Source organism: Clostridium sp. (assembly GCF_050717535.1).
Taxonomy (GTDB): domain Bacteria; phylum Bacillota; class Clostridia; order Clostridiales; family Clostridiaceae; genus Clostridium_AD.
In genome coordinates, this window is the sequence record NZ_JBOITM010000007.1 from 23,099 (window position 1) to 47,694 (window position 24,596).

The following is a 24,596-nucleotide window of genomic DNA, read 5'->3' on the forward strand; positions in this document are numbered from 1 at the left end:
ATACGTACTTTTAAAAGTACGCCGCTTTAACTAAAAATAATTCAATAAATTTCATTATATAATAAATAGAAAACCTTTTCTTTAACGTTTACATAGTATCATATATTTTTTAATAACGCAATGACAATTTATTCTGTTTTATCTTATAATTCAACAAATACCTATGGTTATGCTTAAAATAAGTTACATATATTTCTTTTTAATTTGCAATTTCACATATAATTTAAGTAGTATTATATATTTAATTAAACGTATACATTATGGAATTAAGCATATATGCTCATTGTGAAAACTACACAGTAAAAAGACCCCTGCTTAGCAGAGGCTGTTTTTTATTTCATTTTTCTAATTAAATTTATTTCCGCTCTAACAAGGGGTTTGGAGTTGCTATTCCCTCTTTCTGTTACTTTATCTTCATCAATATTCAATTCTCTTGCTATTATAGCCACAACTCTTTTTTTACAAAAATTTCCTTGGCAAGTTCCCATTCCAGCTCTTGTACGCCTTTTAATAGCATCTGTAGAATTAATTGGTATATTTCTATGAATAGCATCAATAATCTCTGCCTCTGTAACTTGCTCACATCTACATATTATATTCTTCGCTTTATCTGTATCATCCACTTTTCCATGGAAATTATTATCTTTCTTTATTACTATTCCTTTTCTATATGGATTGAAATCGTTTTTCTCCATGAGACTAAGCCCTGACTCTTTAAGTATATCTGCCACCATTTCGGCAATTGCAGGCGATGATGTAAGCCCTGGGGAATCTATACCAGCCACATTTATGAATTTTTTAACTGGGCTTTCCTCAATAATAAAATCTCCAGTACTACTAGTAGCTCTTATACCTGAAAAAGTAGTCAACGTCTTTCTTACATCAAAATCAGGTATGGACATTCTGGCAGTGTCTATTACATACTTTAAAGTCTCGGTGGTAGTTGCTACATCATCTTTATCGCCTACTTCTTCTGCATTAGGACCTATCATAAAATTACCATGATAGGTAGTAGTTACTAATATACCTTTGCCTTTATCTGTAGGCACTTGAAAAATAACAGTATTAACAAGGTGACCCTGTTCTTTTCCCATTAGAAGATATTGACCTCTTTTAGGTATTATTTTGAAGTCGTAAGTTCCAACCATATTAGCTATTTTATCACTATAAAGCCCAGCAGCATTTATAATATATTTTGTTTCAATATCCTCTTTATTTGTATGTACAATAAATTTCCCCGGTAATTTATCTATAGATATTACTTCACTTTCAAGCTTAAGCTCTACTCCATTAGTAATAGCATTCTCTACTAATGCAATAGTAAATTCATAAGGTGAGGCAACCCCTACATTTTTAGCATATAGTGCTACATTTACTTCACTATTTAAATGTGGCTCAATCTCTTTTAGTCTTTCTCCCCTTATTATCTCTAAATCATCGCTACCCATTTTAAGACCATTCTCATAAAGCTCTGTAATCTTCTTCTCGTCATCTTTATTAAAACCAATGACCAAAGCTCCCGGTCGCCTGTATCCAAAATTTAATTCTTCTTGAAGTTTTTCATACATTTGGTTTCCTTTTCCACATAGTTTTCCTTTTAATGTGCCATACTTAGCGGCATATCCTCCATGGACTATACCACTGTTTGCTTTTGATGCTCCAGTAGCCACATCATCCTCTTTTTCTAAAATACCTATTTTCAAATTATATCTGGAAAGTTTTCTTGCTACAGCTGCTCCCACTACACCCGCACCTATAATAATTACATCATACATAAATATGAACCCCCTAACATATTATTATTTTCAAACTTTAATAATTAATCTTTGTTAATATCTATTATAATATATACTTTTATAATATAATAGATGTTTTCAAAAATAATGCTAACAAACATTTTTTATCGAGAATTTTATGTTTATTAGCTAATTTTATAACTTATGTATAAAGGACTTTTATTACTAAATATCCTTGCTATATACTAATAATTAGTGATAAAATTATGTTGGGTAAATTAATAAAATTTTCAATTTATTTGCAATGAAATGGAGGCTTTTTAGCAATGAATAAATCACTTAAAAATAAAAGGAAAACTATAGGTGTTTTAATTAACTCTTTTGACGGCTTCTATCAAACACCCGTTTGTAAAGGAATAAAACATGTTGCTAAAGAAAGAAATTTTGATGTACTTTTCTTTGCCGGTGGGGTTATTAATTCCCCTCTCCAGGATGAGGCAAAGCAAAATGTTATTTACGATTTGGTTAATACCGATAAGCTGGATGGATTAATTATATGTACAGGATTATTACTTAATTATATTGGTATAGATAAGTTTATTGAATTTTTAGAACCTTATAAAGATATACCCATGGTTAGTATTGGAATAGATATTAAAGACATTCCAAGTATTATTTTCGATAACAGAGAATGTATGCATTTAATGGTTAATCACTTAATAGAACATCACAATTATTCTAAAATAGCTTTTATAACAGGAACTTCACTAAATGCCGAATCCGTTATGAGGTTTGAAGGATACAAAGATTCATTAAAGGAACATAACATACCTTTTGATGAAGAATTAATTGCTGAAGGTGATTTTCATAGGCTAACAGCAGCGAAGGCTGTAGATGATCTTATTGTACATAGAAAGATGAAACCTCAAGTTATTGTGGTCTCTAACGATGAAATGGCAATTGAAGTATTTTATAATTTAGAACATATGGGAATTAAAGTAGGTGTGGATATAGCCTTAACCGGTTTTGATAACGTGGAAGAAGCAAGATCTTTCTCCCCTGCTTTTACCACTATTGAACAACCTATTTTTGAAATGGCTTCATTAGCTGCTAAATTTATAGATGAAATTACAGATGGACAAACTGTACCACAATGTACTTATTTAAAGGGAAAATTAATAATACGAGAGTCTTGTGGTTGTTTCGATATTTTAAAAAATAAAACACCCTTATCATTAAAAACCAGTTTAAGTGAAGATACATTATATTATCAAGAATGTGAAAACCTTGAGAAATATTTAACTAATCCCAAGTTTCATATAGTTGATTTAATAATAACAGAACTTGTGATACCAAAAGTCAATATATTGGAATGTAAGCCCCTCATTATTGATCTATTAAATAAATTTGTAATAGATATAAAATTAAGGAAAATAGAAGGGGATTTTATAGCACAATTCAAAAAACTTTTATTTAGTTCAATTTTTGTAAAGAAACTTGATTATTCTTGGAATGAAACACTTTATGTTACTAGGAATCTCGTACTTTCTGCTATAGACAATTATGAACTTTTAAGGATAGTAGATGAAATATCTTATCTTTGTAGTATTTTAATAGGTAATATATTCAATAAAAGAGAATCCATACAACAATTCAACTTTAAAAGAATGTATATAGGTACAAGAGATATATTGAGAGAATTTAATACTATACCAAACCTTGAAGAATTAACTAAGGTTATTATAACTGCAATGTCCTGGTATGAAATTAAACAATGTTATTTATGCATTTATGATACTCCTGTTACTAGTTTGTATGGAGCTAAAATCAAGCTACCTTCTAAAGCTAAATTGATTTTAGGATATAGTGAAGGCAAAATAGCTGAAACACAGTATTTTGATACACAAGAGATATTGCCCGCGGAGTTTATCTGTAAGGAAAAAAGGAATGCCCTTATTTTCTTTCCCCTAGTTACAGGAGAAGACTATTTTGGATATATCGCCTTTGATATGAATGCAGTGGATGAATTCGTTTATGAAACCTTTAGAGAACAGATTAGTAACACCTTGAAAATTCAGATGTTATTTGACGAACGCATAAAAGCAGAAGAGCAACTTAATTTAGCAGTTATTGAGCTTGAAAAACGTAATGGAGAATTAAAAAACAGTTATGTTATTGATGAACTAACAGGCATCTTCAATAGAAGAGGATTTTATATGCACGGAGGCAGCCTCTATAAGGCAGCTGCTATGACTGGTGGTAAAGCAATTATGTGCTTTGGAGATGTTGATGGTCTAAAGAAAATTAATGATACTTATGGCCACCAAGAAGGTGATGAAGCAATTTTAACAACTGCACTCTTGATTAGAGAATCCTTTGGAGTAGATGATATAGTCGCACGTATTGGTGGAGATGAGTTTATCATAATTGCAGCAAATAAATCTAGTGAAAATGAAATCATTTTGACTCGTGAACGCATTAATTCCAATTTCAACAAATATAATTTTCTTTCCAATAAGCCCTATAAATTAAGTCTTAGTTTAGGTTTTTCAGTTTATTCACCAGATGTGAAACTTAGCTTTGATCAATTAATTAAAGATGCAGACAAACAACTCTACAATGAAAAGAAGAAAATTAAATGTTTCAGCCTCTAATATGTTTTTAATGGCCATTTTTTTATTAAAAACTCCCACTGCTTAGCAGTGGGAGTTTTATTATGTTTTCAGGTTTATAATAACATTTCTTACTTATCTTTAATATCACTTTTATTGAACATTTTTGTAATATATGATATGAAAAATCCAAAGATTATAAATCCTACAGGTCCACCATAATTCTGTAATATAGGACCTATCGCTTCTGAAAAACTTTTAGCTCCTGCAATATTTTCCCATCCAGCTCCAAAGAATGCTAATATACCTAATACAAAAACAACAATTGAAGATATTACTACAGCTGCCTTTGATTTCAACATTACAAATGGAGGTATATTCCCTTTAAGTCTATATGTTAAATATGCTGCTGCAAGAACAATATACGGTATTGCAAGAGATAGTGCTGATAATGTAGTTAATAGATTAAAGAAATCATCTATTGAGTTAAGTCCTGCTATTGGTACTATTATTAATACTAAAAGCACACCACATTGAACCCAAAGTGCATTAATTAGTGTACCATCCTCACGTTTCTTAGTTAAAAATTTAGGAAAAGTACCATCAGGAACCTCTGAAAACATAGCCCTAATTGGAGATTCTAACCAAACTACAAATGCAGCTACAGATGATATAGTTAAAATAAGCGCATATATTTGAACAAATATTTTACCATTTAAACCCCAAGTTTCTGCTAATATCTTATAAACAACATAACCTGCATCCTTAACTCCAGCTTTAGTTATTAATTCAGGTGATGCAACTAAGCATATGGCAAGTGATCCTAGTACATATGCTCCAGCTATAAACGCAGTCGCTATGAGTACAGCCTTTGGAAAAACTTTTTTAGGATTTTCAACATCCTTAATATAAGTTCCTGCCACCTCGGCTCCTGCAACAGCTAGAATAAGCCAAGAGAACGTTGAAAAATAACCAGAATCAAATTTTGGAATAACCGTTGCCATTGTAAACGTTGTAGCTGATGGTTGTTTGCCAACTAATACTCCAACAACTGCAAATAATATAAATAAAACTGTAACACCTAAAGTTAATTTTCCTCCTAAATCACTGATTTTAGAAAATCTTTTAACTCCAGTTGTAGCTATATAGGTTAAAGCTATTGCAAGTCCTAGTCCTAGCCAAATAAGTAACCGTGCATTGGAATCATTAAATCTATTTTCACCAAAAAGTGTCCAAGATACCATAACTGGTATTCTTGAGAAAACCATTTGCAAATAGAATAAATTTGCAACAAAGTAGGACCAAGTACCTATAAATGCCCATTTTGGACCAATTGAGCATTCTATCCAATTATATAGGCCTCCTTCTTTGTCTTTATTAGCAGACGCCAGCTCTGCTATCATTATTGATAACGGTAAAAAGAATAATAAGGCAACTATTAGCCATGACGGAATAGCGGCAGGCCCAAGTGTCACTGCATTTGAAGCAATATTCCCAAATCCAAAGGTGGGAACAAATATTAGCATTACTAAAGTCCATAAACCAAGTTTTTTTGTGTTATTCATAATTTCACTCCTAAATTTCAACATTATTATATAATATTCTATTAAATATGCTAAATTCCTCTATTTATATAATAGAAATCCAGCTTTGTTGTACTCCTCTAATTTTAGTTTCTTTATATAATATTCTCACTCATAAGCAAAATTATCCACAATCATATATTTTATTCTACTCTTATTTAACATATACTCAGAGAAGGGCAAGCCCTCATTCAAGGGACTTGTCCTTACTTTACTCTACATATTAGATTAGTTTATTTTATTATCCTTTTACCAATTACAAAATTTTCTTTGTAATATCCAGCTAATTCGGATATTTTTACAACATCACCGGGTTTAGGACAGTGCGTAAATTTATTATTACCAATATATATTCCCACATGAGACACTTCAGTAGGAGCGGCTGTATTTGTCATGAAAAATACTAAATCACCCTTTTGAAGACTGTTTATATCAACAGATATACCTTTATCTACCTGGTCCGTTGTTATTCTAGGCAAATTTACACCAAAGTTTTTATAAATATACTGCACAAACCCAGAACAATCAAATCCGCCACTTATATATTCACCACAAGCATTAAATTTTGCTGGCATTGCTCCACCCCATACGTATGGTGTACCCAAAAATGTATTTGCATATGTCACTAACTCAGCTCCAGTTGTTCCTGTATCATATTGCTGTCCATCTGCAACATATTCAGCTTCGGTTAATGAAGTTTTATCTACACTTACATATGATTTATATATATATCCCAATTGCCCCGAAAACTTAATTCTATAGAATCCATCTTGTTCTCCATAAAGCTCTACCTTTTGATTTGGATATATTCTACCAATAGCAAAAGAATCATTACCCAATGAAGCTGTTTTTCTTACACTCAAAAAATCTGAAGCCGTAATAGTTCCCACTCCTGTAGATTTTAATTCAGGTGTAATAGTAGGTGTAATAACAGGTATAGTAACAGGTGTAGTAACAAGGCTTGTACTACTAGAGTTTATAGTTTTTTGACCTATAACTTTTACGTATAAGGAACTTATATAACCCGTCTTGCCACCATATATTATTTTATAAAAACCATTTGAATTTTCATACATTGTAACTTTACTTCCAAACTTAATGCTTCCAGTCACTGGATAAGTTATCCCGCTTCCTGACCTTACGTTTAAATCCGTTGCTGTTATTTGTCCATATTTTTCTATATAAGTAGATTTTACACTTGGCACATTTTTAGAAGCAGATGTACTTTTCACTATTTTTATATATGTCTTACATATGTATCCAGTTTTTCCCTTATAACTTATTTTATAAAAATCTCCTTCTTTTCCAAGTGTATCTATCATTGTATTTTTAGATAGACTACCCATAATGGAAGATGAAAGTGATGGTTTTTGCCTAATATTTAATGAAGATGCACTAACCACTCCGCTATCCGCAGATGCAATTTGCGAACTTGCTATACTTAATAGCATTACTATAAAAGCTATTCTTTTTTTCATTTGTTTACCCCCAATATTTTTTTAAACATCTATTTTACTTTTAATACTACTCGGAATTTAATTTCAATATTTCTATCTGCCCTTCATGTAATAATGTAATACTATGCTATAATTTCTAAGATAATAGGGTGTATGTGTTCCCCCCCCTTTTTTTTATTTTTAATGCTATTTAACTTCTCATTTAAAATACTTAAGGAAATATTTTGGAGTCGTATTTCCTTATTATAGCACTGATATTATATAAATTGTTGTTTTCAAAGTCCATTGCTATAAATATGTAAATTAATCTCACAATATTTTAACTTTTTCTATAATTAATGAATTTTATAGGAGGAAATTCCATATTTATGTAGAATAGTATAATTGGGAAACAATCGGAAACGTATACAAGTCGTTAATAAGGGGGACACGGATGAAAAAATTTGACAGTTTTACATCATTTGCACTTGCTTTATTGGTCGCAGGTTCAATCAGTATTAGAACTACAAATGTGCAAGCTAAGGAAACTATATTTGGTACAAGCAGTGTTGAATTAGCATCAAAAACAACCAAACTTACGGGTGATAGTGTTGTAGCCTATGCAAAAACATTCATTGGCACACCCTACAAACGTGGTGGAACTACCACATCTGGGTTTGATTGCTCTGGTTTTACTATGCATATTTATAATCACTTTAGCATAAAACTGCCACGCACCGCTAAAGATCAAACAACAGAAGGTATCGTTGTTAATAAAGCAAACTTAAAGGTAGGAGATTTAGTGTTCTTTGGAGCCGCAATAAGCCATGTTGGCATGTATATCGGCGATGGTAAATTTATACATTCTCCTAAACCAGGATCCTCTGTTAAAATTCTAGAACTAAAATATATGCCAAATTATAATACAGCAAGAAGGTTAATATAATAGAAAGGCCTTGTGGTTAAGAAAAAATAAAAGGGCATCCGCATATTTAAATGTGCGGATGCCCTTTTATTTCATATGGCTATTATCATTTATTATTGTTTTTTTAGGTAGTTGATTGTTCATTGTGAGCATAATACCACTTACTTAGTAATATCTTCATAGACGCAGCAACAGGAACCGCTACAAGCATCCCTATAAGCCCACCTAAACTTCCGCCCATAATAATAGCAAGCATAGTAAATACTGGATGTAATCCCACACTGTCCCCAACAATTTTAGGTGCTAACAAATTATTATCAACTTGTTGAACTACAACCATTCCAATAGTTGCCCACACTGCTGTAATTGGTTGTCCACTTAATAGTGCCATAATTACTGCAAGGATAGTCCCAACAATAGGCCCAATATAGGGTATCATATTACAGATACCTGCAATAATTCCTATTATTACAGCATAATCTATTCCAATAAAATACAGTACAGTGGCTGATAAAACTCCTACAAAGAAAGCTTCTAGTAATTGACCTCTTATAAATTTATAAAACGTTTCATCTATAACACATAATAATTCTTTTAACTTACTTCCTGTTTTGCTTTTCCCAAATATAAGATTAAAAATTTTATTCCATAAATCTATAAAATACTCAGAATCCTGCATTAAATAAATGCTTAATACTATAGCTATTAAAAATGAAGCTATATTGCCCCCTATAGATACAATTGAATTTGTCATTGCACCAATGCTTGCAGAAAAATATGTCTGCACATAGCTTACAATTTGAGCAATTTTTTCATTTAAATTGCCTCCTAATATATTTAAACTTTGCAGTTTTTCGCTAATAGCGCTAGCTGACAATGTTGAATTTTTTAAATAATTAGTTAGATATTCTGTCATATTAGTTATAGTTATATTATTAGAAAGTTTTCCCCCAACCATAATATATATTCCACTAATAATAGCTATAAAAATAGCAATTACAAGAATATACACTCCTAGAATTCCAACTACTCTTCTGTTAGATGCTTTTTTAAATACTTTTTTCCTCTCTAAGAAATTTGCAATACTTTGCACACCTGGCTTTAATAAATATACAATTACTAATGCCATAAGGAGTGGTTTCACAAGTCCAATAATATTCCCTAATATACGCGACAATAAAGAAAATATACCCCCTATATTATTTAAAATTATTATACCCATATAAATTACAAGCACGGTACCCGTAGCATATAAACAGTATTTTAATAGTTTTTTATCTATTCTCATTTTGGCATACCTCCCAAGCTAGCTTACTACCAACCCATATTTAGAGTAATTAACATAACTTATCGTTCTAGATTAAGTTTGCAAAATTAAAACCATAAACTCATAATTTGTAAATAGACATCATTTACTTGTTACTTTATCTATTATATCATTACCTCATCACTTAGCCTAACACAAAAAGCAGATTAATCGTTGTTCTTTTATGTATTTTTAATCACAATAAAATACTATATACACCCTAATAGGAATAGATTAAAATAGAGTAAAGAATGTTAGGATATTTTTGAGTTTTAAAAGGAGATGTTTAATTTGAAAAATAAATCTAAACTACTATTATTTATAATTATTTCAACCTGCTTTATTTCAATGGGCTGTACAAAAAAAGCTGAACCTATTGCTACCCCTAGCCCATCAAATCCTGCAAAAACAGAAACCCCTATAAAAACCCAGCAAAAATACTTTTCTCCCTATACCGGTGAGGAAGTAAAAAAAGAAAAATTAGATGATATTGCTGTACTTGCCATAGTAGAAAACTCTGAAACTGCTAGACCTCAATCCGGTTTGAATTCTGCTGATATAGTTTATGAAACCATGGCTGAGGGAGGCATTCCTAGATTCATTGCATTATTTCAAAGTGGTGCTAGTGAAAAGGTTGGCCCAATTAGAAGCGCAAGGTCTTATTTCTTAGACATTTCTAAAGAATATAACCTTCCCTTTGCTCATTGCGGGGGTAGCCAAGAAGCACTCGATGAAATAAAAAATAAAAATCTGATGAGTATGAATGAAATGACCTATTCTTCTACTTATTGGAGAGATCCAATTCGAAAAGCCCCTCATAACCTTTATACTTCTACTGATAAATTAAGAGAACTTATAAAAACAAAAGGTTTTATAAAAGCGCCTACTGTAAAACTTAAATTTGATAAAAGCTATTGGGATAATGATAAGCTGACCAAAGCCTCTACTGTCCTTTTAAAAATAAACAAGTATTACAATACTAATTACAGCTATAAAGATGGGCTTTATCTTAAAAGTATGGATGGGAAATCTTCCACAAATAACGAAGATAAACTTCCCCTAGCCTTCAAAAATATAGTAATTCAGATTACTTCCATGAAAACACAAAAGGATGGAATTCATTTAGACATTGCTCTTATTGGCACTGGTGCCGGTTATGTTATTAGCAATGGTAAGTTTGTTAAAATGCACTGGTCAAAGAAAAATCCAACCTCACAAACACTTCTAACTGATGAGAAAGGTAATGCTTTACCCTTAAACCCTGGTAAGACTTGGTGGAACATTGTAGATAGGAGTACAATTGTAGATATTAAATGATTTTAAAAAAAACTGGTGATTAGCTTATAATTACCAGTTTTTTTGAGCATGCAACTTATGCACTATTTACTTAACTAATATAAAGTAACCAAGTATGTATTCCCCCCATAACCTAATATTATAATAATTCTAATCGGAGGAAAACATGATTAGTTTAATACTAACACCTATACACTATATATACCTTGCCTTTATTATTATCATAATAATTGCTATGGCCAAGAAGAAGGATATAACACTTATATGTATATTGGGAATCTTTATCCTAGGCCTTGCAGGTACAGGTTCAATTTCTAAATCTACCATGGGAGTGTTTAATAGCTTTGTTTACGCAACGAAAGAACTAATGCCTACTATCTTCATAATATCTATCATAACTGCTATGAGCAAAACCCTTATAGCTTCTGGCATAAATGATGAAATAGTCTCTCCCTTTAAAGGTGTCATTAAGAATTATTGGGTTGCTTATTGGGTTATCGGACTCGTTATGATGGTTTTATCTTGGTTTTTCTGGCCATCACCAGCCGTAGCTCTTGTTGGAGCATTATTTTTACCTATTGCTATAAAAGCCGGATTACCAGCAATGGGTGTGGCTATTTCAATGAACTTATTCGGGCACGGCATAGCTCTATCAAGTGATTATATAATTCAAGCTGCTCCTAAACTTACTGCAGGTGGAGCTGGAATTCCGATTGCTAGTGTTATATCTGCAAGCATTCCACTAGTAATAACAATGGGAATAGTTACAACCACTGCAGCATTTTATCTTCTTAGGAAAGATCTTAAATTAGGATTGCTATTAAGCAATTCTAAAATTGAAGAAACAAATAACGATTCAACCGATACCATGCTTATTAGTTCAAAAAAACTTCGAAGAATTTTAGCATTATTAATACTAGTTCTTTTCACACTAGATATTTATATAATGTACACTGCAAAACTTCAAGGCGGAGATGCTACAGCCCTTATTGGAGGTACAGCGATATTCATATTAAGTTTAGTTTCAATATTAACCTATAAATGGCAATCCTTAGATAAAATCACAGATAATCTTGTTAAAGGCCTCCAATTTGGATTTAAAATATTTGGTATTGTTATTCCTATAGCTGCCTTCTTCTATTTAGGTGACTCAGCTATCAATGATATCTTTGGAAAAATACTTCCCCAAAACTCCAATGGGATTGTCAACGACTTAGGTGTTGCGCTTTCAAGCTTAGTTCCTATGAACTCATCCGTTGCAGCCAGCACAGTTACTGTAGTAGGTGCAATTACTGGACTAGACGGCTCAGGTTTCTCTGGTATATCCTTAGTTGGTTCAATCTCTAAGATCTTTTCAGCTGCTTTAGGTGGAGGTGTCGCAACACTTACAGCACTAGGTCAAATAGCTGGAATATGGGTAGGTGGTGGAACAATAGTTCCTTGGGCAGTAATACCAGTGGCTGCCATTTGTGGTGTAGATGCCTTTGAACTAGCTAAAAAAAATATTAAGCCTGTAGCCATAGGGCTTGCAGTTACAACTTTAGTGGCTATATTTATTCTTTAATTTATTGTGTTGATAATGATAAAAACTAAAATGACTGTGCCGAAATAGAAAATATACCTATTTTGACACAGCCTTATCTTTATTTTTATTTTCTACTTTATCTCAATTAATCAGCTAATATTTATTGTATATCTACTTTAAATTACTTCCCACTACTTTTAACTAGAATCTTAACATAAGCCTTACTATCTCCATTTGAAAGATAACTCTATCTTTTCATTCAAAGTCCTACCCTTTATAAATTTATAGCAGGTTAATTAATGCAAGCTACATCAATCAACACTTGAGCCTTTTTTTTTCTGTGATACCCTTTCCTTAATAAGTTTTACATAATCATCAATAAATTCATGCTGAACTTTTCTAACATCAAATTTAAATATTTTAAAAGCAAACTGAACAAAATAGCCTCCACCAATTACCATAATCAGTGTTCCAAAGCCTACTGTACCACCTAAAAAATATCCAACAACTAGTACCGTAAACTCAATGCAATTTCTAACTAATCTAACAGATTTCCCAGTATATTTTGTTAGTGATACCATTAAGCCATCTCTTGGACCAGACCCCAGTCCTGCACTAATATAAAAATAACTAGCAATCCCTATAACAAACATTCCAACAAACATCATTATTACTCTCGCTATTATATTATTAAAAACAGGCACTAGATGATTAATCATCAATAAATCCATAAATATACCTATAAACAACATATTGAATATAGTACCTAGTCCAACCTTTTCCCCAAGTACCCAGTCCAGTATTACAATCACTAGTCCTGCCATAATGCTTGCCTGCCCCATTGTAATACCTGTAAGCTTTGATACTCCTTGGTGAAACACATCCCAAGGAGATAATCCTAGGTTTGCATTAATAGTAAAAACAATACCGACTGCATATAAGAAAAGGCCTATAAATAATCTTACTAAACACAATATTGATTTTTTCATTGTACCCCCCTATTTAAAAATAATATCAATATAATTATAATGCAAATATGTATATTAGCAAAGAAAAAAGATCAAACCCACCCCTCAATATGGTATGAAATTCACTCTTAATGGAATATCCATTATTATTTATTGTCTTATATTATTTATTGTCTTATATTATTTATTGTCTTATATTATTTAGTCATGAAATCTTTACCTCGATGCAGATCAATTTCATCTACTATTATTATCTAACCCGTTTTCTTTAATTAATTTTTCAATCCCCTAAACTACATCATAGGGCTTCTCAAATTACAAATACTACCACTATATATTGTTACGGTTTTAATATAGATGTCACATCAAAAAAAGTTAACTAAGTTAAAATAATAACACTATGTTGGCAAATGAGCAAGTTAGACTCATAAGTACCATCAAAAGGAAGAGCAAAATATATTTCTATATTCTGCTCTTCCCTTTGCTGTTAAAATGCTAAATAGCATTAAAATACAATTTTAGTTATTCCTAAGGTCTTAAGAATCCCAGTCGAAATTGCTTTAGCCACTGTTATTTGATAAGCCTGTGTACTTAATAGCTTTTCTTCTGTGGGATTAGAAATGAAGGATGTTTCTACTAATATAGCATTAGCATTTGTATTATTTAATACATAAAACCCTGCAGTTTTAATCTTCCTATCTACTCTTCCAGTTGCCTTAATTAATTCAGTTTGAACAGCCTGCGCCAACTTTTTTCCAGCTGCATTACCACTGCTATAAAAAGTCTCAATGCCACTAACTGTAGGTGTAAAGCTATTTGCATGAATACTTACAAAATAATTTGGTTTTGCATTATTTGAAACATCACATTTTTGTTGAAGACTTTGGGTTTTATCAATTGTTCTTGTGTATACCACATCAACACCATTTTTAGCTAACATATTTCCTACTTTTAACGTAATTTCTAATACTATAGCCTTTTCTTGAGTACCACTTGGTCCTACTGCACCTGAATCTTTTCCTCCGTGACCTGCATCTAAAACTATTTTATACTTCTTTATAATTGGTACTTTTACATTAATCGTAACATTAATTTTCTTATCATAATTTTTTATAATTCCTTCATAGGTATATGTACCTGCCTTTGTTAAAGAAACTGAATCTTGAAGCCATTCTACATCAACCGCTTTTTTCAAGTTATTACTCATAGTAGCCTGGACTGTTTTAGGGAAGGTGTATTTATTGCCTACCTCTAAATTAACTATTATATCCGCCACTGATGATATTTCAAAAATCGGATCGTAATTAGTATCTGTGTTTGAAAATCCAGCATAGCTCATTAACCCATTAGCTATTGCCTTTGCAGCATTATTTTGATACTTTTCACTAGTTAATAATATCTCTTCTTGTGGATTACTTAAAAATCCCAACTCCAAAACTACCCCATCGCAACTTGTCTTTTTTAATATTTCCAAATTTTCTTCATTACTCGCTACTTTTATTCCCCTATCGGCAGCTTCTGTTGCTTTTATTAATTCACTTTGCATTAGTCCTGCTAATACCTTATTATTATTGCTTGCATCAGATAGGTAATATGTTTCAATACCATTTGCAGTATCTGAAGAATAGGAATTAGTATTTATGCTTAAAAATACATCTGCCTTTGCATTTTTAGCTATTGTAGCTTTTGCATCATCTTCATTAAGCTTGTCCCAAGATACTGCATCGCTATCTCTAGTATATACTACGTTGATTCCTCTTGTCTTTAGTATATTGCCTAGTTTTAATGCTACGCTTAAATTTATATCCTTAGCCTTTGCACCATTTTTACCAGTATTTTCTGTATAGTACTGAGCTGGGTCAATACATACAGTGAAATCACTTGGCTTTGTAACTGCACTTTCAGTATTAAAATTCATCCTAACTTCTTTAGGAAGAGGCTTACCATCTTCAGACTTAACTGCATTTGTTACTATCAAAGTATATGATGTATCATCATCATAATCTTTTGCGGGACTTACTATTACATTCTTATTATTATTAGCTAACTTAACATTAATGTCGATATTTTTATTATCCCCGCCAATTACCTTAATGTTTGTGGTATTAACAGTAGCAGAACTTAGTGATTTATTAAAACTCACTGTCCAAGGTTTACTTACTACCACATTTTCTTTAGCCCCCATATCTGTATACGTAGCAGCCTTAACTATTATTTGCATAGGTATACACAATGCCAAAGATAAAATCATAATTATAAATACTTTAAAGATATTTTTCATATAGCCCTCCTAGACCCCATAGTTTTCATATTTAACTAATTATAATATTGATTGTATAATTTTAAATATGATTGTAATTTGTGGTATTATTTCTGAGTTAAGTATACTACACTTTTGTCCTCATCTCTATAATTTTTAAAATTCTTTTAATTTTTTTAAAAGTTGCATTAAAAATCAATTGTTATTACATTCAACATACGCACCACTTATAGAAGTGGGCGATTGTAACCCGCTAACGTTGTCCAGTTCTCATTGAACTAAGAACTGTAGGTCATAATACCTTTATAACATAGAGCTTGTTTAGTAATCTAAACAAGCTAATCTTTCGATAAGCTACAAGTATAACTATTCCCTCAGGTAACCTATAACCAATGCACTCCTATCACGTAAATACCTTCGCTGTGTAATAACTTTAGACTTTAGGGTAATTATAAGTTATGGTATTGTTTTTTATTTAAAACTGAAGTTTATTATTGGTTTTTCAATATTAACATAATTATTTACTTGAATATCTTTAACAAATGTTTTTAAATCTACATATCCAAATGTACTTGAAACTTTATATAAACAATGTGTTTTTACTGCTTTTAATTCTTTAGATAAAACCTTCCAACTATTCGCAAATCCCCTATATAATAGTGGGATTTTCTCTTTATATCCGAGTTCTCTACGAGCTATACAATAGGCAGCCTAAGTATGAATTGATATACCTTTAGCTTTCATATATTTAATTTTACCCATTTGACTAGTGTAAGCTGGATTTACATAAAATACTTCTAATTTTTCTTTAAAAGCTCTTGAACTGATGGCTTCAATGATTTTCTTATGTGCAAACATACTTATCTTCAAATTTCTTTTGGTATTGCCGTAAGTTAATATATTTTTATTAATATTCTTAATATCCTCACCAGTAAGTGGTTTTTGTTTAATTTTAGCTATATTAACAAGCTCTATAGCACCCTTTTCTAAAATTTTAGCTATTTGACCAGTAGTTTTACCATCTATATCAAACTTTATCGTTCCAAAATTTATTAGATTTCCGATGTCATCAATTTCACTCCAAGCAATATGGTCATAGTTTATATCGTATCCTATAACTCCATCTTCTTTAGAATAATTAATTTGAGACTCATCTTCAAATAATTTATAAGACGGTTTAAATAGAAAATAATCACCTTTGTCTTCAATTCTCCATGAAACGGGAGAATTTTCAGCATTTAAAGCCTCTATTAAATCTTGTTTATGGTAAGGAAAATCAACATTATCTATTCTTAACCACTCTGCTTTATGATTAACCTTCCCATTTGCAATGTTTTTGTAAGGAAGTTGAATACTTAATGAATTCATTTCATAATCGTATTTAATACAAGCATTTCCTTGTGTTACGGTATTCAAACCTTGAAGTTCTATATTTCTATGTCTAGCTTTATAGAAAGCCTCTTTCCACGCAGAATGCTCGTTATATAAGATATATTGAGCCTTAAAAAGTTTCTTAGTTCCAAAACATGACTTAACCGTGTTAACCTTAAGCTTTTCAAGTTTTTGTTTTTGATAACCTATGCCACGTTTAATCATATTCAGCTTATTGGTAAGCCTATTAATTTTCTTAGTTACAAGGGCATGCTCAAAATCATACATATTATATATAATAGATTTATTTTTATAATTAGCCTCAATAAAAACCTTATCATTTTCCATATAAAAATAATAAGGTCTATAATATTTAAGTTTCGGTAAGCTTTTACCATGTTTAATAGCTTTGGAAATATCGATAATATGTCCATGAATTTTATTTCAAAACTTAATTTTACTAATCAAATCTTTAACCGATTTCTCACGATGATTAATATTTTGTTTCAAATCATCAATATACATTTTACTGAGTTCAGTATTTGATGACTTATTCCACTTTGCTTCGCTAACAGCGTAGTTGGCATAGTAAGTATTAAGGTTAAACATATCTTTTATGGTCATATGAACACTTTGAGTAAGGTCATCCCCTTTCTTATAAGCAAGAATAGCATAAGCCTTAATTTTAGCTTCATTTCCAATATATAGTATGTTTAATAGATTATTAAGGCATTTATCATTAAGCTTATCTTTATATATTCTCGTAGAAGAATTGGTCTCCGTCTATAGAGAACGGAGTCTTCTTTTGCAAAGAAAGATAAAATTATAACAAAAGAGCTAAAACCTAAGGTTTTAGCTCTTTTGTTACCTTCTCTCTACATATACAATTGAAGCCACAGATCTCTCTCCCAAATTATCACAAGGATTATTTAGAACTTCATCATCATAAAACAAGGTAGAAGAAGAACCGCCATCTAAATTAGCAGCATTATAAGCACCGTAGTCATACAATACATCTTGTGCCTCTCTTAACGTAGCCCCTATACTGCTTAACTGCCTACCGTCAATAACTAATAATATTATTGCTCCATCTTTTCTTTGTGCAATGCATGTTCTCGGTGCTATGCCCCAGCCACCATCACCTGTATTTATAGCTTTTTTCCCATTAACTATCATAGCTGGTCCAAATGATACTGCTTCAGTTACTCCAAGAATTTTCATTTCTTTAATAGTATAAGGCCCAACTAGCAACTTTCCTGATTTAGTTAATGCTACAGATTGTCTCTTTAGATCTTCATTCTTTATACCATCATAAACAATTTTCCCACTAGATATTATAATTCCCGCTGGATTTGCTCCAGTCCCTGTCCAAAGTGCTTCAGCAGTTTTATCTGTAAACCCACCACCGTTAATAGCCGCAATTGCATTATTAGCTTTTGCAATATCACTAGTAAGCTCCCCTTCTTTTCCAAGTTTACTACTATATCCTACTTTAATCCTAGTTGGATCATTGATTATTAATAGATACCCTTTAAATTTTCTCCCCTTTATATCGTATCTTTCAATACTTCTATCATTCTTGTTTTTTACCTTTATATCAGGATTTAAATTATCTTGAACTATATCATCTACCTTTTGTTCACTCATAATTTGTTTTATTTTAGCATCAGATATAAATGATGTTGCTAACCATTGTAGTGTAAGTGTAGTCATGGCCGCACCTACTACTGTAGTCTTTGCCCTCTTAAACGGACCATAATAGAGGAGAAATGGACCTGTAATGGCTGTGAAAGCAATTTCAAATAATATAAATAATAAAACGAGTGTGCTTATACTTTTTTTGCTTCTCCTGTTTTTTTTAATTTCCCCACTCTTTTTTAGTTTACTCATATTTCCCATCCTTTTTATTAATCCCTAAATCATCATTTTTTCACTCTATTAAAATATGTAAATATAATTATATTATACCCTGTTTTTAAATAATACAACTACATACTTTTCTATTCAAAATAGAATAAAAGCATCTAGATAAGATATAAATTCAAAATCTAGATGTTTAATATTATAGTGATTTCTGTTCCATTACCTTCTTCACTTACTACATTTATAGCTCCCTTATGAACCTCTACAATCCATTTAGCAATAGATAGTCCAAGTCCTGTTCCACCTTTTTCTTTAGATCTAGATTTATCTACAATATAAAATCTCTCAAATATATTTTGAATTTCGCCTTTTGGTATTCCTGAGCCACTATCACTAATAGTAATTTTCACAGTTTTATTCACGATTTCTGAGCTTATATCAATTTTCCCTTTTGCTGGTGTGAATTTAATGCTATTTTCAATGAATATCCGAAGCATCTGCTTTATCATTTTATAATCTGCAAATATATTTACAATATCATTTTTATCACTTGATATTATGTGGCTAGGGTCTATAAGTTTACTTTCACTTACCACATCTAAAATAAGCTCATTTAGCCAAAATGTACTTTTCTCTATTTTTTGATTTCCACTATCACCTTTGGCAAGAAATAATAGCTTTTCAACTAAATTTTCCATATTACTAGTTTCAAGCTTTATAGCATGAATAGACTTTTCTAAGGCCTGCCTATCATCTTTTCCCCATCTATCCAATAGGTTTGCGTACCCTTGAATAACTGCAATAGGAGTTCTAAGTTCATGTGAGGCATCAGATACAAACTGAGTTTGCCTATCAAAAGCTCCCTGAAGTCTATCAATCATTTTGTTAAAGGTGTTACCTAGCCTTTTAAGCTCATCATCAGGACCAATAACCTCTATTCTTTCTTTTAAATTATTAATACTAATATTGTCTGCAGCTTTAGTTATGTAATCAATAGGTTCTAGCATTTTTTTGCTTATGCTATATCCTAAGATAATTGATGCAATAACACCTATAAAATCAGATATTGCCATAAGTGCAAAGAGAATTTTCATAAAATCATATTCATTATCCATGTCTTTTACAACTTGAATATACACAGGTCCATATATTTCAGTTTCAATTTTTATATTTTTATATACCAAATGTCTATCATTTTCTTTAGAATTTATTATTTTATCAAAGGGTTCTTGAGTTTTAATATTGTAACTAAACTCCTCTGATTTGTTTAATACTTTCCCATCTCCCTTAAGTATTCTTATTGATACATTCTCTTTAGATGGGATATCTGAAATCATTTCACCAGAAGATAAATCTATTTGCTTATTCTTAGACATCACCTTACTTAACATTATTATTTTAACATCTTCTATTTGTTTATTTGCCTGACCATACAGATAATATTTTATTCCATATAAAATTGATGCATTTAAAATGAGCAATACTAATGAAAACATTACAGCATAAACTACAGTTAATTTTACAGAAACCTTTGCAGTTTTGATAATTTTAAAATTCATAATCAATCACCTTTAATAACATATCCTACTCCTCTTATAGTAGTTATAAGTTTATCTTCAAATCCGTCATCGATTTTACTACGCAAATATCTTATAAACACATCTACTACATTAGTATCCCCTATATAATCATAACCCCATATCTTCTCAATTAGTTGTGCCCTTGTAAGTACAACATCCTTATTTATTAAAAGCATCTCTAAAAGGTCATATTCCTTTTTTGTAAGCTCAATTTCCATCCCTCTACGCTTAACATTATGAGCCTTATTATCTAAAATAATATCTTTAACTTTTATTTCATCCCGGTTATTGCTTATAGATTTATTTCTTTGATACACTCTTATTCTTGCTAATAGTTCTTCTATTGCAAAGGGTTTTGTTAGATAATCATTTGCACCTACATCCAGTCCTAATACCTTATCTGATATATCACTTTTCGCAGTAAGCATAATGATAGGTACCATGGATGATTGTCTTACTCTTCTGCAAACCTCAATTCCATTAATTCCTGGTATCATAATATCAAGAAGTATTAAATCGTACTGATTTTCCTCAGCGGCGCTTAGACCTTCACGTCCATCATAAGCAACATCCACCTTATATCCTTCATGATTTAATTCCATTTCAACAAACATTGACATTAGCTTTTCATCTTCCACTAAAAGAATTTTAAAATCCTCCAAGATAACACCTTCCTTTATAATAAAATAGCGAGCTAATAGCCCACTATTTAGTACTATTATACACGATATGAATAAAATATATCATACATTTTACTCATATCCTATTATACCAACATATATGTGAATAATGTGAAATATAATTAGTATTAAAACTAATGGTATTTTATATATAATCTTCGGCTTTAAAATTCTAATAGTCAAAGATTATATGACTTAACTTGAAGCTTCCAAAATGTTGTTAAACTTTAAAGTATGATAAGAGAGGTTTTAGAAAAGAATATTAGATAATAACAAAAGGAATATTAGTTATTGTAGTCTCATCCAAAATTTTTTACAAATCATTCAAAGGGGTGATAATCATGAAAAGTATCATTATTCCTAACTATAATAACCTTGAAGAAATTCAATTTAATATATACGACTCAGAAATTTCATATTATGGTGGCAGTCAAAAATGGTTTCCAAAAAAATTTCATAAACTTAGTGGTTGTGGACCTGTGGCCGCAGCTAATATAACTGCATATTTATCCCAAACCTTTCCGGCTAAATATAATACACTCTACCCTTATAAAGGTATTGTAAATAAGAAGGATTTTATTTTGCACATGGTTGAAATTCGAAAATATGTAAAGCCAGGCATCTTTGGCCTTACCTCTGTTGATCAATTTTCAGATAGTGTTTTAGCTTTTTCTAGTGATAGAGGAGTCTCTTTATCTTCTCATATTCTAGCTACTGATACTTCAAGTATTCAAGATGCTATAAACTTTATTGCGCAGGCTTTAGCTCAAAAAATTCCCGTTGCCATCTTAGTTCTTAAACATCGCATAAAAGAATTTAAAGAATATGCTTGGCATTGGATGACTATCACTGGACTAACACTGAATTCTAAGAATAATATGCCTTATATATCGGTCTCCACCTATGGGGAGGGCCAAGAAATAAATTTAGATTTGCTTTGGAATCAAAGGCGCCCAAAAGATATAATTAGGCTAGCATATTTCACCTAAAGTTTCATAAAACCCATACCTTTAATTGCTATGCAAATTAGTGTATTTCCTTATAACAGAAAAGAACAACTAAACTATTTTAAGCTAGTTTAGTTGTTCTTTCACATATTCTTATCTAATAGAAATCTTTCTCTCAAAGAAAAACTATTAGTTACCGTTTTCCTCTTCATTTTCATCTAGGGCATCATTTATCTTTCCTGCAACCTTTTCCTTGATGCCATCAACCTTGTCATTTACGACTCCCTTTTGATATTGAAGCTTTCCTTTAAGTTCTGTCTCTTGGTTACCGGTGGCTTTTCCAACTGCCTCCTTAGTTTTTCCTACAACCTTATCTACTGTACTTTCTAATTTATTTTTTGATTCTGTCATATCGCACCTCCATCTTATTTTTTTTACAACTTCAATTTGTTAATTATATTAATAAATCCAGAGTGTTTTATTATAAACATATCTTAATATGTGTACACAATACAACTATTATACTCAAATTTCAACTATATTATCAGATTAATCTGAATGTTTTGTATATAGGATTCCTTTTAATAAAAAACTAAACTTAATTAGCTGTAGCAATATAAGTATGGTAAAATATTAATTAATACAACTTATATAAATCAGATAACTCTAGATATTCTTTTTTATCTGAATATAATAAAATAGCCCTAACAGAAAAGACATGTTCTAATCTGAAAGGAAAGAAAATATGCAGACTACGCAGATTTATTAACTGAGGTTTTGTAATATTATGCTTTCCATTTGGAGAGCTTTTTTTATTTGCATTTTATAATAGTGCACTGCAGAAAGGAAATATATGAAAAAAATAAAAGGTTTGATTATTCCATTAGTCATAATAATAGCATGGATTATCATAGATAAATTACATTTATTTAACAGCTATATAATTCCATCACCCAAAATAGTTCTAGCTACGGCTTATGAACTGCTTAAATCCGGTGAATTGCTTGAAAATTTAGCAGTAAGCTTTGCAAGAGTTATTGTTGGGTTTACAATAACTTTTGCCTTTGCTTTTCCACTTGCAATATTTTTAGGGAGTAAGCCAAAGGTAATGCCTTATTTAGAGCCTTTTCTTGAATTTATGAGGCATATCCCTCCTATTGCCATGATACCAATATTAATATTATGGCTGGGCATAGGTGAATCTTCAAAATTTGTTGTCATTTTTTTAGCAACATTTTTCCCTATATTTTCAAATACCTTAAATGGCATTACAAACTATGATAAAAAGCTTCTTGAGGTTGGATAAATATTTCACTTTAGCGAAAGGGATAAATTTTTCAGAATCATATTACCTCAAGCAATCCCCTCAATAATAACTGGTATACAACTTGGCCTTGGCTATAGCTGGAGATCCTTAATGGGGGCTGAGCTTATAGCAGCATCATCAGGCATTGGCTATATGATAATAGATGCGGAGCAGTTATCCAGACCGGATATTGTTATTGTTGGCATACTATCAATAGGAATTTTAGGTTATTTTATTGATTACTTTTTTATTAGAATAACAAAAAATATTATGAGTTCAGACAGAAAGGAAATTTAATATGGCGGGCTTAATAATAAAAAATCTGTCCAAAACATATGAAATCGAAAACAAAAAAATTCATGCACTAAAAGAAATTGATTTAACTATTCCAGATGGAAGCTTTGTAACAATAGTTGGAAAAAGTGGTTGTGGAAAGACAACACTATTAAAATTACTCTGCGGTCTCGAAGATAAAACTTGCGGCAGTATTGAGTTTACTCATTCAAATGATAATGATAACAATAAGGTATCTATAGTATTCCAAGAACCTAGGCTTATGCCCTGGCTTACCGTGGAAGAAAACATGGCCTTTTCTCTTATAAACTGTAAGGATAAAAACTATGTTGCGCAAAAGGTATCCACCTATTTGAAACTACTTGGTCTTTATAATTTTAGAAAAGCCTATCCCTCACAAATTTCAGGAGGCATGGCCCAAAGAACTTCCCTTGGAAGAACTCTATGTTACGAGCCACAAATAATACTTATGGATGAACCCTTGGGAGCACTTGATGCCTTTAATAGGAAAAAGCTTCAAAATGAATTAGTAAATATTTTTTTAAAAACTGGTAAAACCATCTTATTTGTAACTCACGACATTGAGGAAGCTATATCCCTAGGCCAAAAAATCGTTGTAATGGATAGGGGAAGTATAATAAAAGAAATACCTGTTAATATGGATTACTACAGAGATACTAGCAGTCTTGAATTTTTTAACCATAAAAATCAAGTTCTAAATATTTTTAATAAATTCCTAGAGGAGGAACAACATGAATTTTTATAAAAAAACGAGCATTATTTTAACAGAATGGGCGAAATTCTCCCATCCTCTTAGGTGGGAGATGGATAGCCCTTATTATTTTAGGTTAGATACCTAAAATAATAACTTTTTGACAAGTTACTATTAGTGATGTATTATGTAATCA

General features: G+C 31.1%; 17 protein-coding genes and 1 pseudogene. 7 read left to right on the forward strand and 11 right to left on the reverse strand.

Annotated features, from left to right (window positions below):
* Positions 1-332: 332 nt before the first annotated feature.
* On the reverse strand, positions 333-1,775 hold the full coding sequence (locus ACREVU_RS01670) for an NAD(P)/FAD-dependent oxidoreductase (protein ID WP_431549901.1): 1,443 nt from the start codon (positions 1,773-1,775) through the stop codon (positions 333-335).
* A gap of 287 nt (positions 1,776-2,062) precedes the next feature.
* Between ACREVU_RS01670 and ACREVU_RS01675 the strand changes: the two genes are divergently transcribed.
* Positions 2,063-4,390, forward strand: a complete 2,328-nt coding sequence (locus ACREVU_RS01675; protein ID WP_431549902.1) for a GGDEF domain-containing protein — start codon at positions 2,063-2,065, stop codon at positions 4,388-4,390.
* Between the two features lie 89 nt (positions 4,391-4,479).
* Here ACREVU_RS01675 and ACREVU_RS01680 read toward each other — a convergent pair whose 3' ends face one another.
* A complete protein-coding gene (locus ACREVU_RS01680) occupies positions 4,480-5,913 on the reverse strand; it encodes an amino acid permease (protein ID WP_431549903.1) in 1,434 nt (477 codons plus the stop codon).
* A gap of 251 nt (positions 5,914-6,164) precedes the next feature.
* Positions 6,165-7,409 carry a C40 family peptidase gene (locus ACREVU_RS01685; protein ID WP_431549904.1) on the reverse strand — a complete coding sequence of 415 codons (1,245 nt, stop codon included), beginning with the start codon at positions 7,407-7,409 and terminating at the stop codon, positions 6,165-6,167.
* Positions 7,410-7,821: 412 nt separating this feature from the next.
* Between ACREVU_RS01685 and ACREVU_RS01690 the strand changes: the two genes are divergently transcribed.
* A complete protein-coding gene (locus ACREVU_RS01690) occupies positions 7,822-8,313 on the forward strand; it encodes a C40 family peptidase (protein WP_431549905.1) in 492 nt (163 codons plus the stop codon).
* A 103-nt stretch (positions 8,314-8,416) separates the two neighbouring features.
* Here ACREVU_RS01690 and ACREVU_RS01695 read toward each other — a convergent pair whose 3' ends face one another.
* Positions 8,417-9,580 carry an AI-2E family transporter gene (locus ACREVU_RS01695; protein WP_431549906.1) on the reverse strand — a complete coding sequence of 388 codons (1,164 nt, stop codon included), beginning with the start codon at positions 9,578-9,580 and terminating at the stop codon, positions 8,417-8,419.
* A 309-nt stretch (positions 9,581-9,889) separates the two neighbouring features.
* Here ACREVU_RS01695 and ACREVU_RS01700 point away from each other — a divergent pair, with 309 nt between their 5' ends.
* Positions 9,890-10,915 carry a DUF3048 domain-containing protein gene (locus tag ACREVU_RS01700; RefSeq protein ID WP_431549907.1) on the forward strand — a complete coding sequence of 342 codons (1,026 nt, stop codon included), beginning with the start codon at positions 9,890-9,892 and terminating at the stop codon, positions 10,913-10,915.
* Between the two features lie 145 nt (positions 10,916-11,060).
* The gene (locus ACREVU_RS01705) at positions 11,061-12,458 is read left to right on the forward strand and encodes a hypothetical protein (RefSeq protein WP_431549908.1); all 1,398 of its coding nucleotides are present in this window, start codon (positions 11,061-11,063) and stop codon (positions 12,456-12,458) included.
* Between the two features lie 272 nt (positions 12,459-12,730).
* Here ACREVU_RS01705 and ACREVU_RS01710 read toward each other — a convergent pair whose 3' ends face one another.
* From ACREVU_RS01710 to ACREVU_RS01735, 6 genes are all read right to left on the reverse strand, one after another.
* A complete protein-coding gene (locus ACREVU_RS01710; protein WP_431549909.1) occupies positions 12,731-13,408 on the reverse strand; it encodes a YczE/YyaS/YitT family protein in 678 nt (225 codons plus the stop codon).
* A gap of 484 nt (positions 13,409-13,892) precedes the next feature.
* A complete protein-coding gene (locus tag ACREVU_RS01715; protein WP_431549910.1) occupies positions 13,893-15,668 on the reverse strand; it encodes an N-acetylmuramoyl-L-alanine amidase in 1,776 nt (591 codons plus the stop codon).
* 690 nt (positions 15,669-16,358) lie between these two features.
* Positions 16,359-17,366, reverse strand: coding sequence for a hypothetical protein (locus ACREVU_RS01720; protein ID WP_431549911.1), 1,008 nt, complete (start codon positions 17,364-17,366; stop codon positions 16,359-16,361).
* Between the two features lie 516 nt (positions 17,367-17,882).
* Positions 17,883-18,908 (reverse strand): phosphodiester glycosidase family protein, encoded by a 1,026-nt coding sequence (locus ACREVU_RS01725; protein WP_431549912.1) that lies wholly within the window; start codon positions 18,906-18,908, stop codon positions 17,883-17,885.
* A 158-nt stretch (positions 18,909-19,066) separates the two neighbouring features.
* On the reverse strand, positions 19,067-20,440 hold the full coding sequence (locus tag ACREVU_RS01730) for a sensor histidine kinase (RefSeq protein ID WP_431549913.1): 1,374 nt from the start codon (positions 20,438-20,440) through the stop codon (positions 19,067-19,069).
* Between the two features lie 2 nt (positions 20,441-20,442).
* On the reverse strand, positions 20,443-21,123 hold the full coding sequence (locus ACREVU_RS01735; protein WP_431549914.1) for a response regulator transcription factor: 681 nt from the start codon (positions 21,121-21,123) through the stop codon (positions 20,443-20,445).
* Positions 21,124-21,482: 359 nt separating this feature from the next.
* Between ACREVU_RS01735 and ACREVU_RS01740 the strand changes: the two genes are divergently transcribed.
* Positions 21,483-22,130, forward strand: coding sequence for a hypothetical protein (locus ACREVU_RS01740; RefSeq protein WP_431549915.1), 648 nt, complete (start codon positions 21,483-21,485; stop codon positions 22,128-22,130).
* A gap of 147 nt (positions 22,131-22,277) precedes the next feature.
* Here ACREVU_RS01740 and ACREVU_RS01745 read toward each other — a convergent pair whose 3' ends face one another.
* Positions 22,278-22,499, reverse strand: coding sequence for a CsbD family protein (locus ACREVU_RS01745; protein ID WP_431549916.1), 222 nt, complete (start codon positions 22,497-22,499; stop codon positions 22,278-22,280).
* A gap of 442 nt (positions 22,500-22,941) precedes the next feature.
* Between ACREVU_RS01745 and ACREVU_RS01750 the strand changes: the two are divergent.
* Positions 22,942-23,691: pseudogene (locus tag ACREVU_RS01750) on the forward strand (ABC transporter permease).
* 1 nt (position 23,692) lies between these two features.
* Entirely contained in the window at positions 23,693-24,454 is a 762-nt protein-coding gene (locus ACREVU_RS01755; RefSeq protein ID WP_431549917.1) for an ABC transporter ATP-binding protein, read from the forward strand.
* The last annotated feature ends 142 nt before the right edge of the window (positions 24,455-24,596 follow it).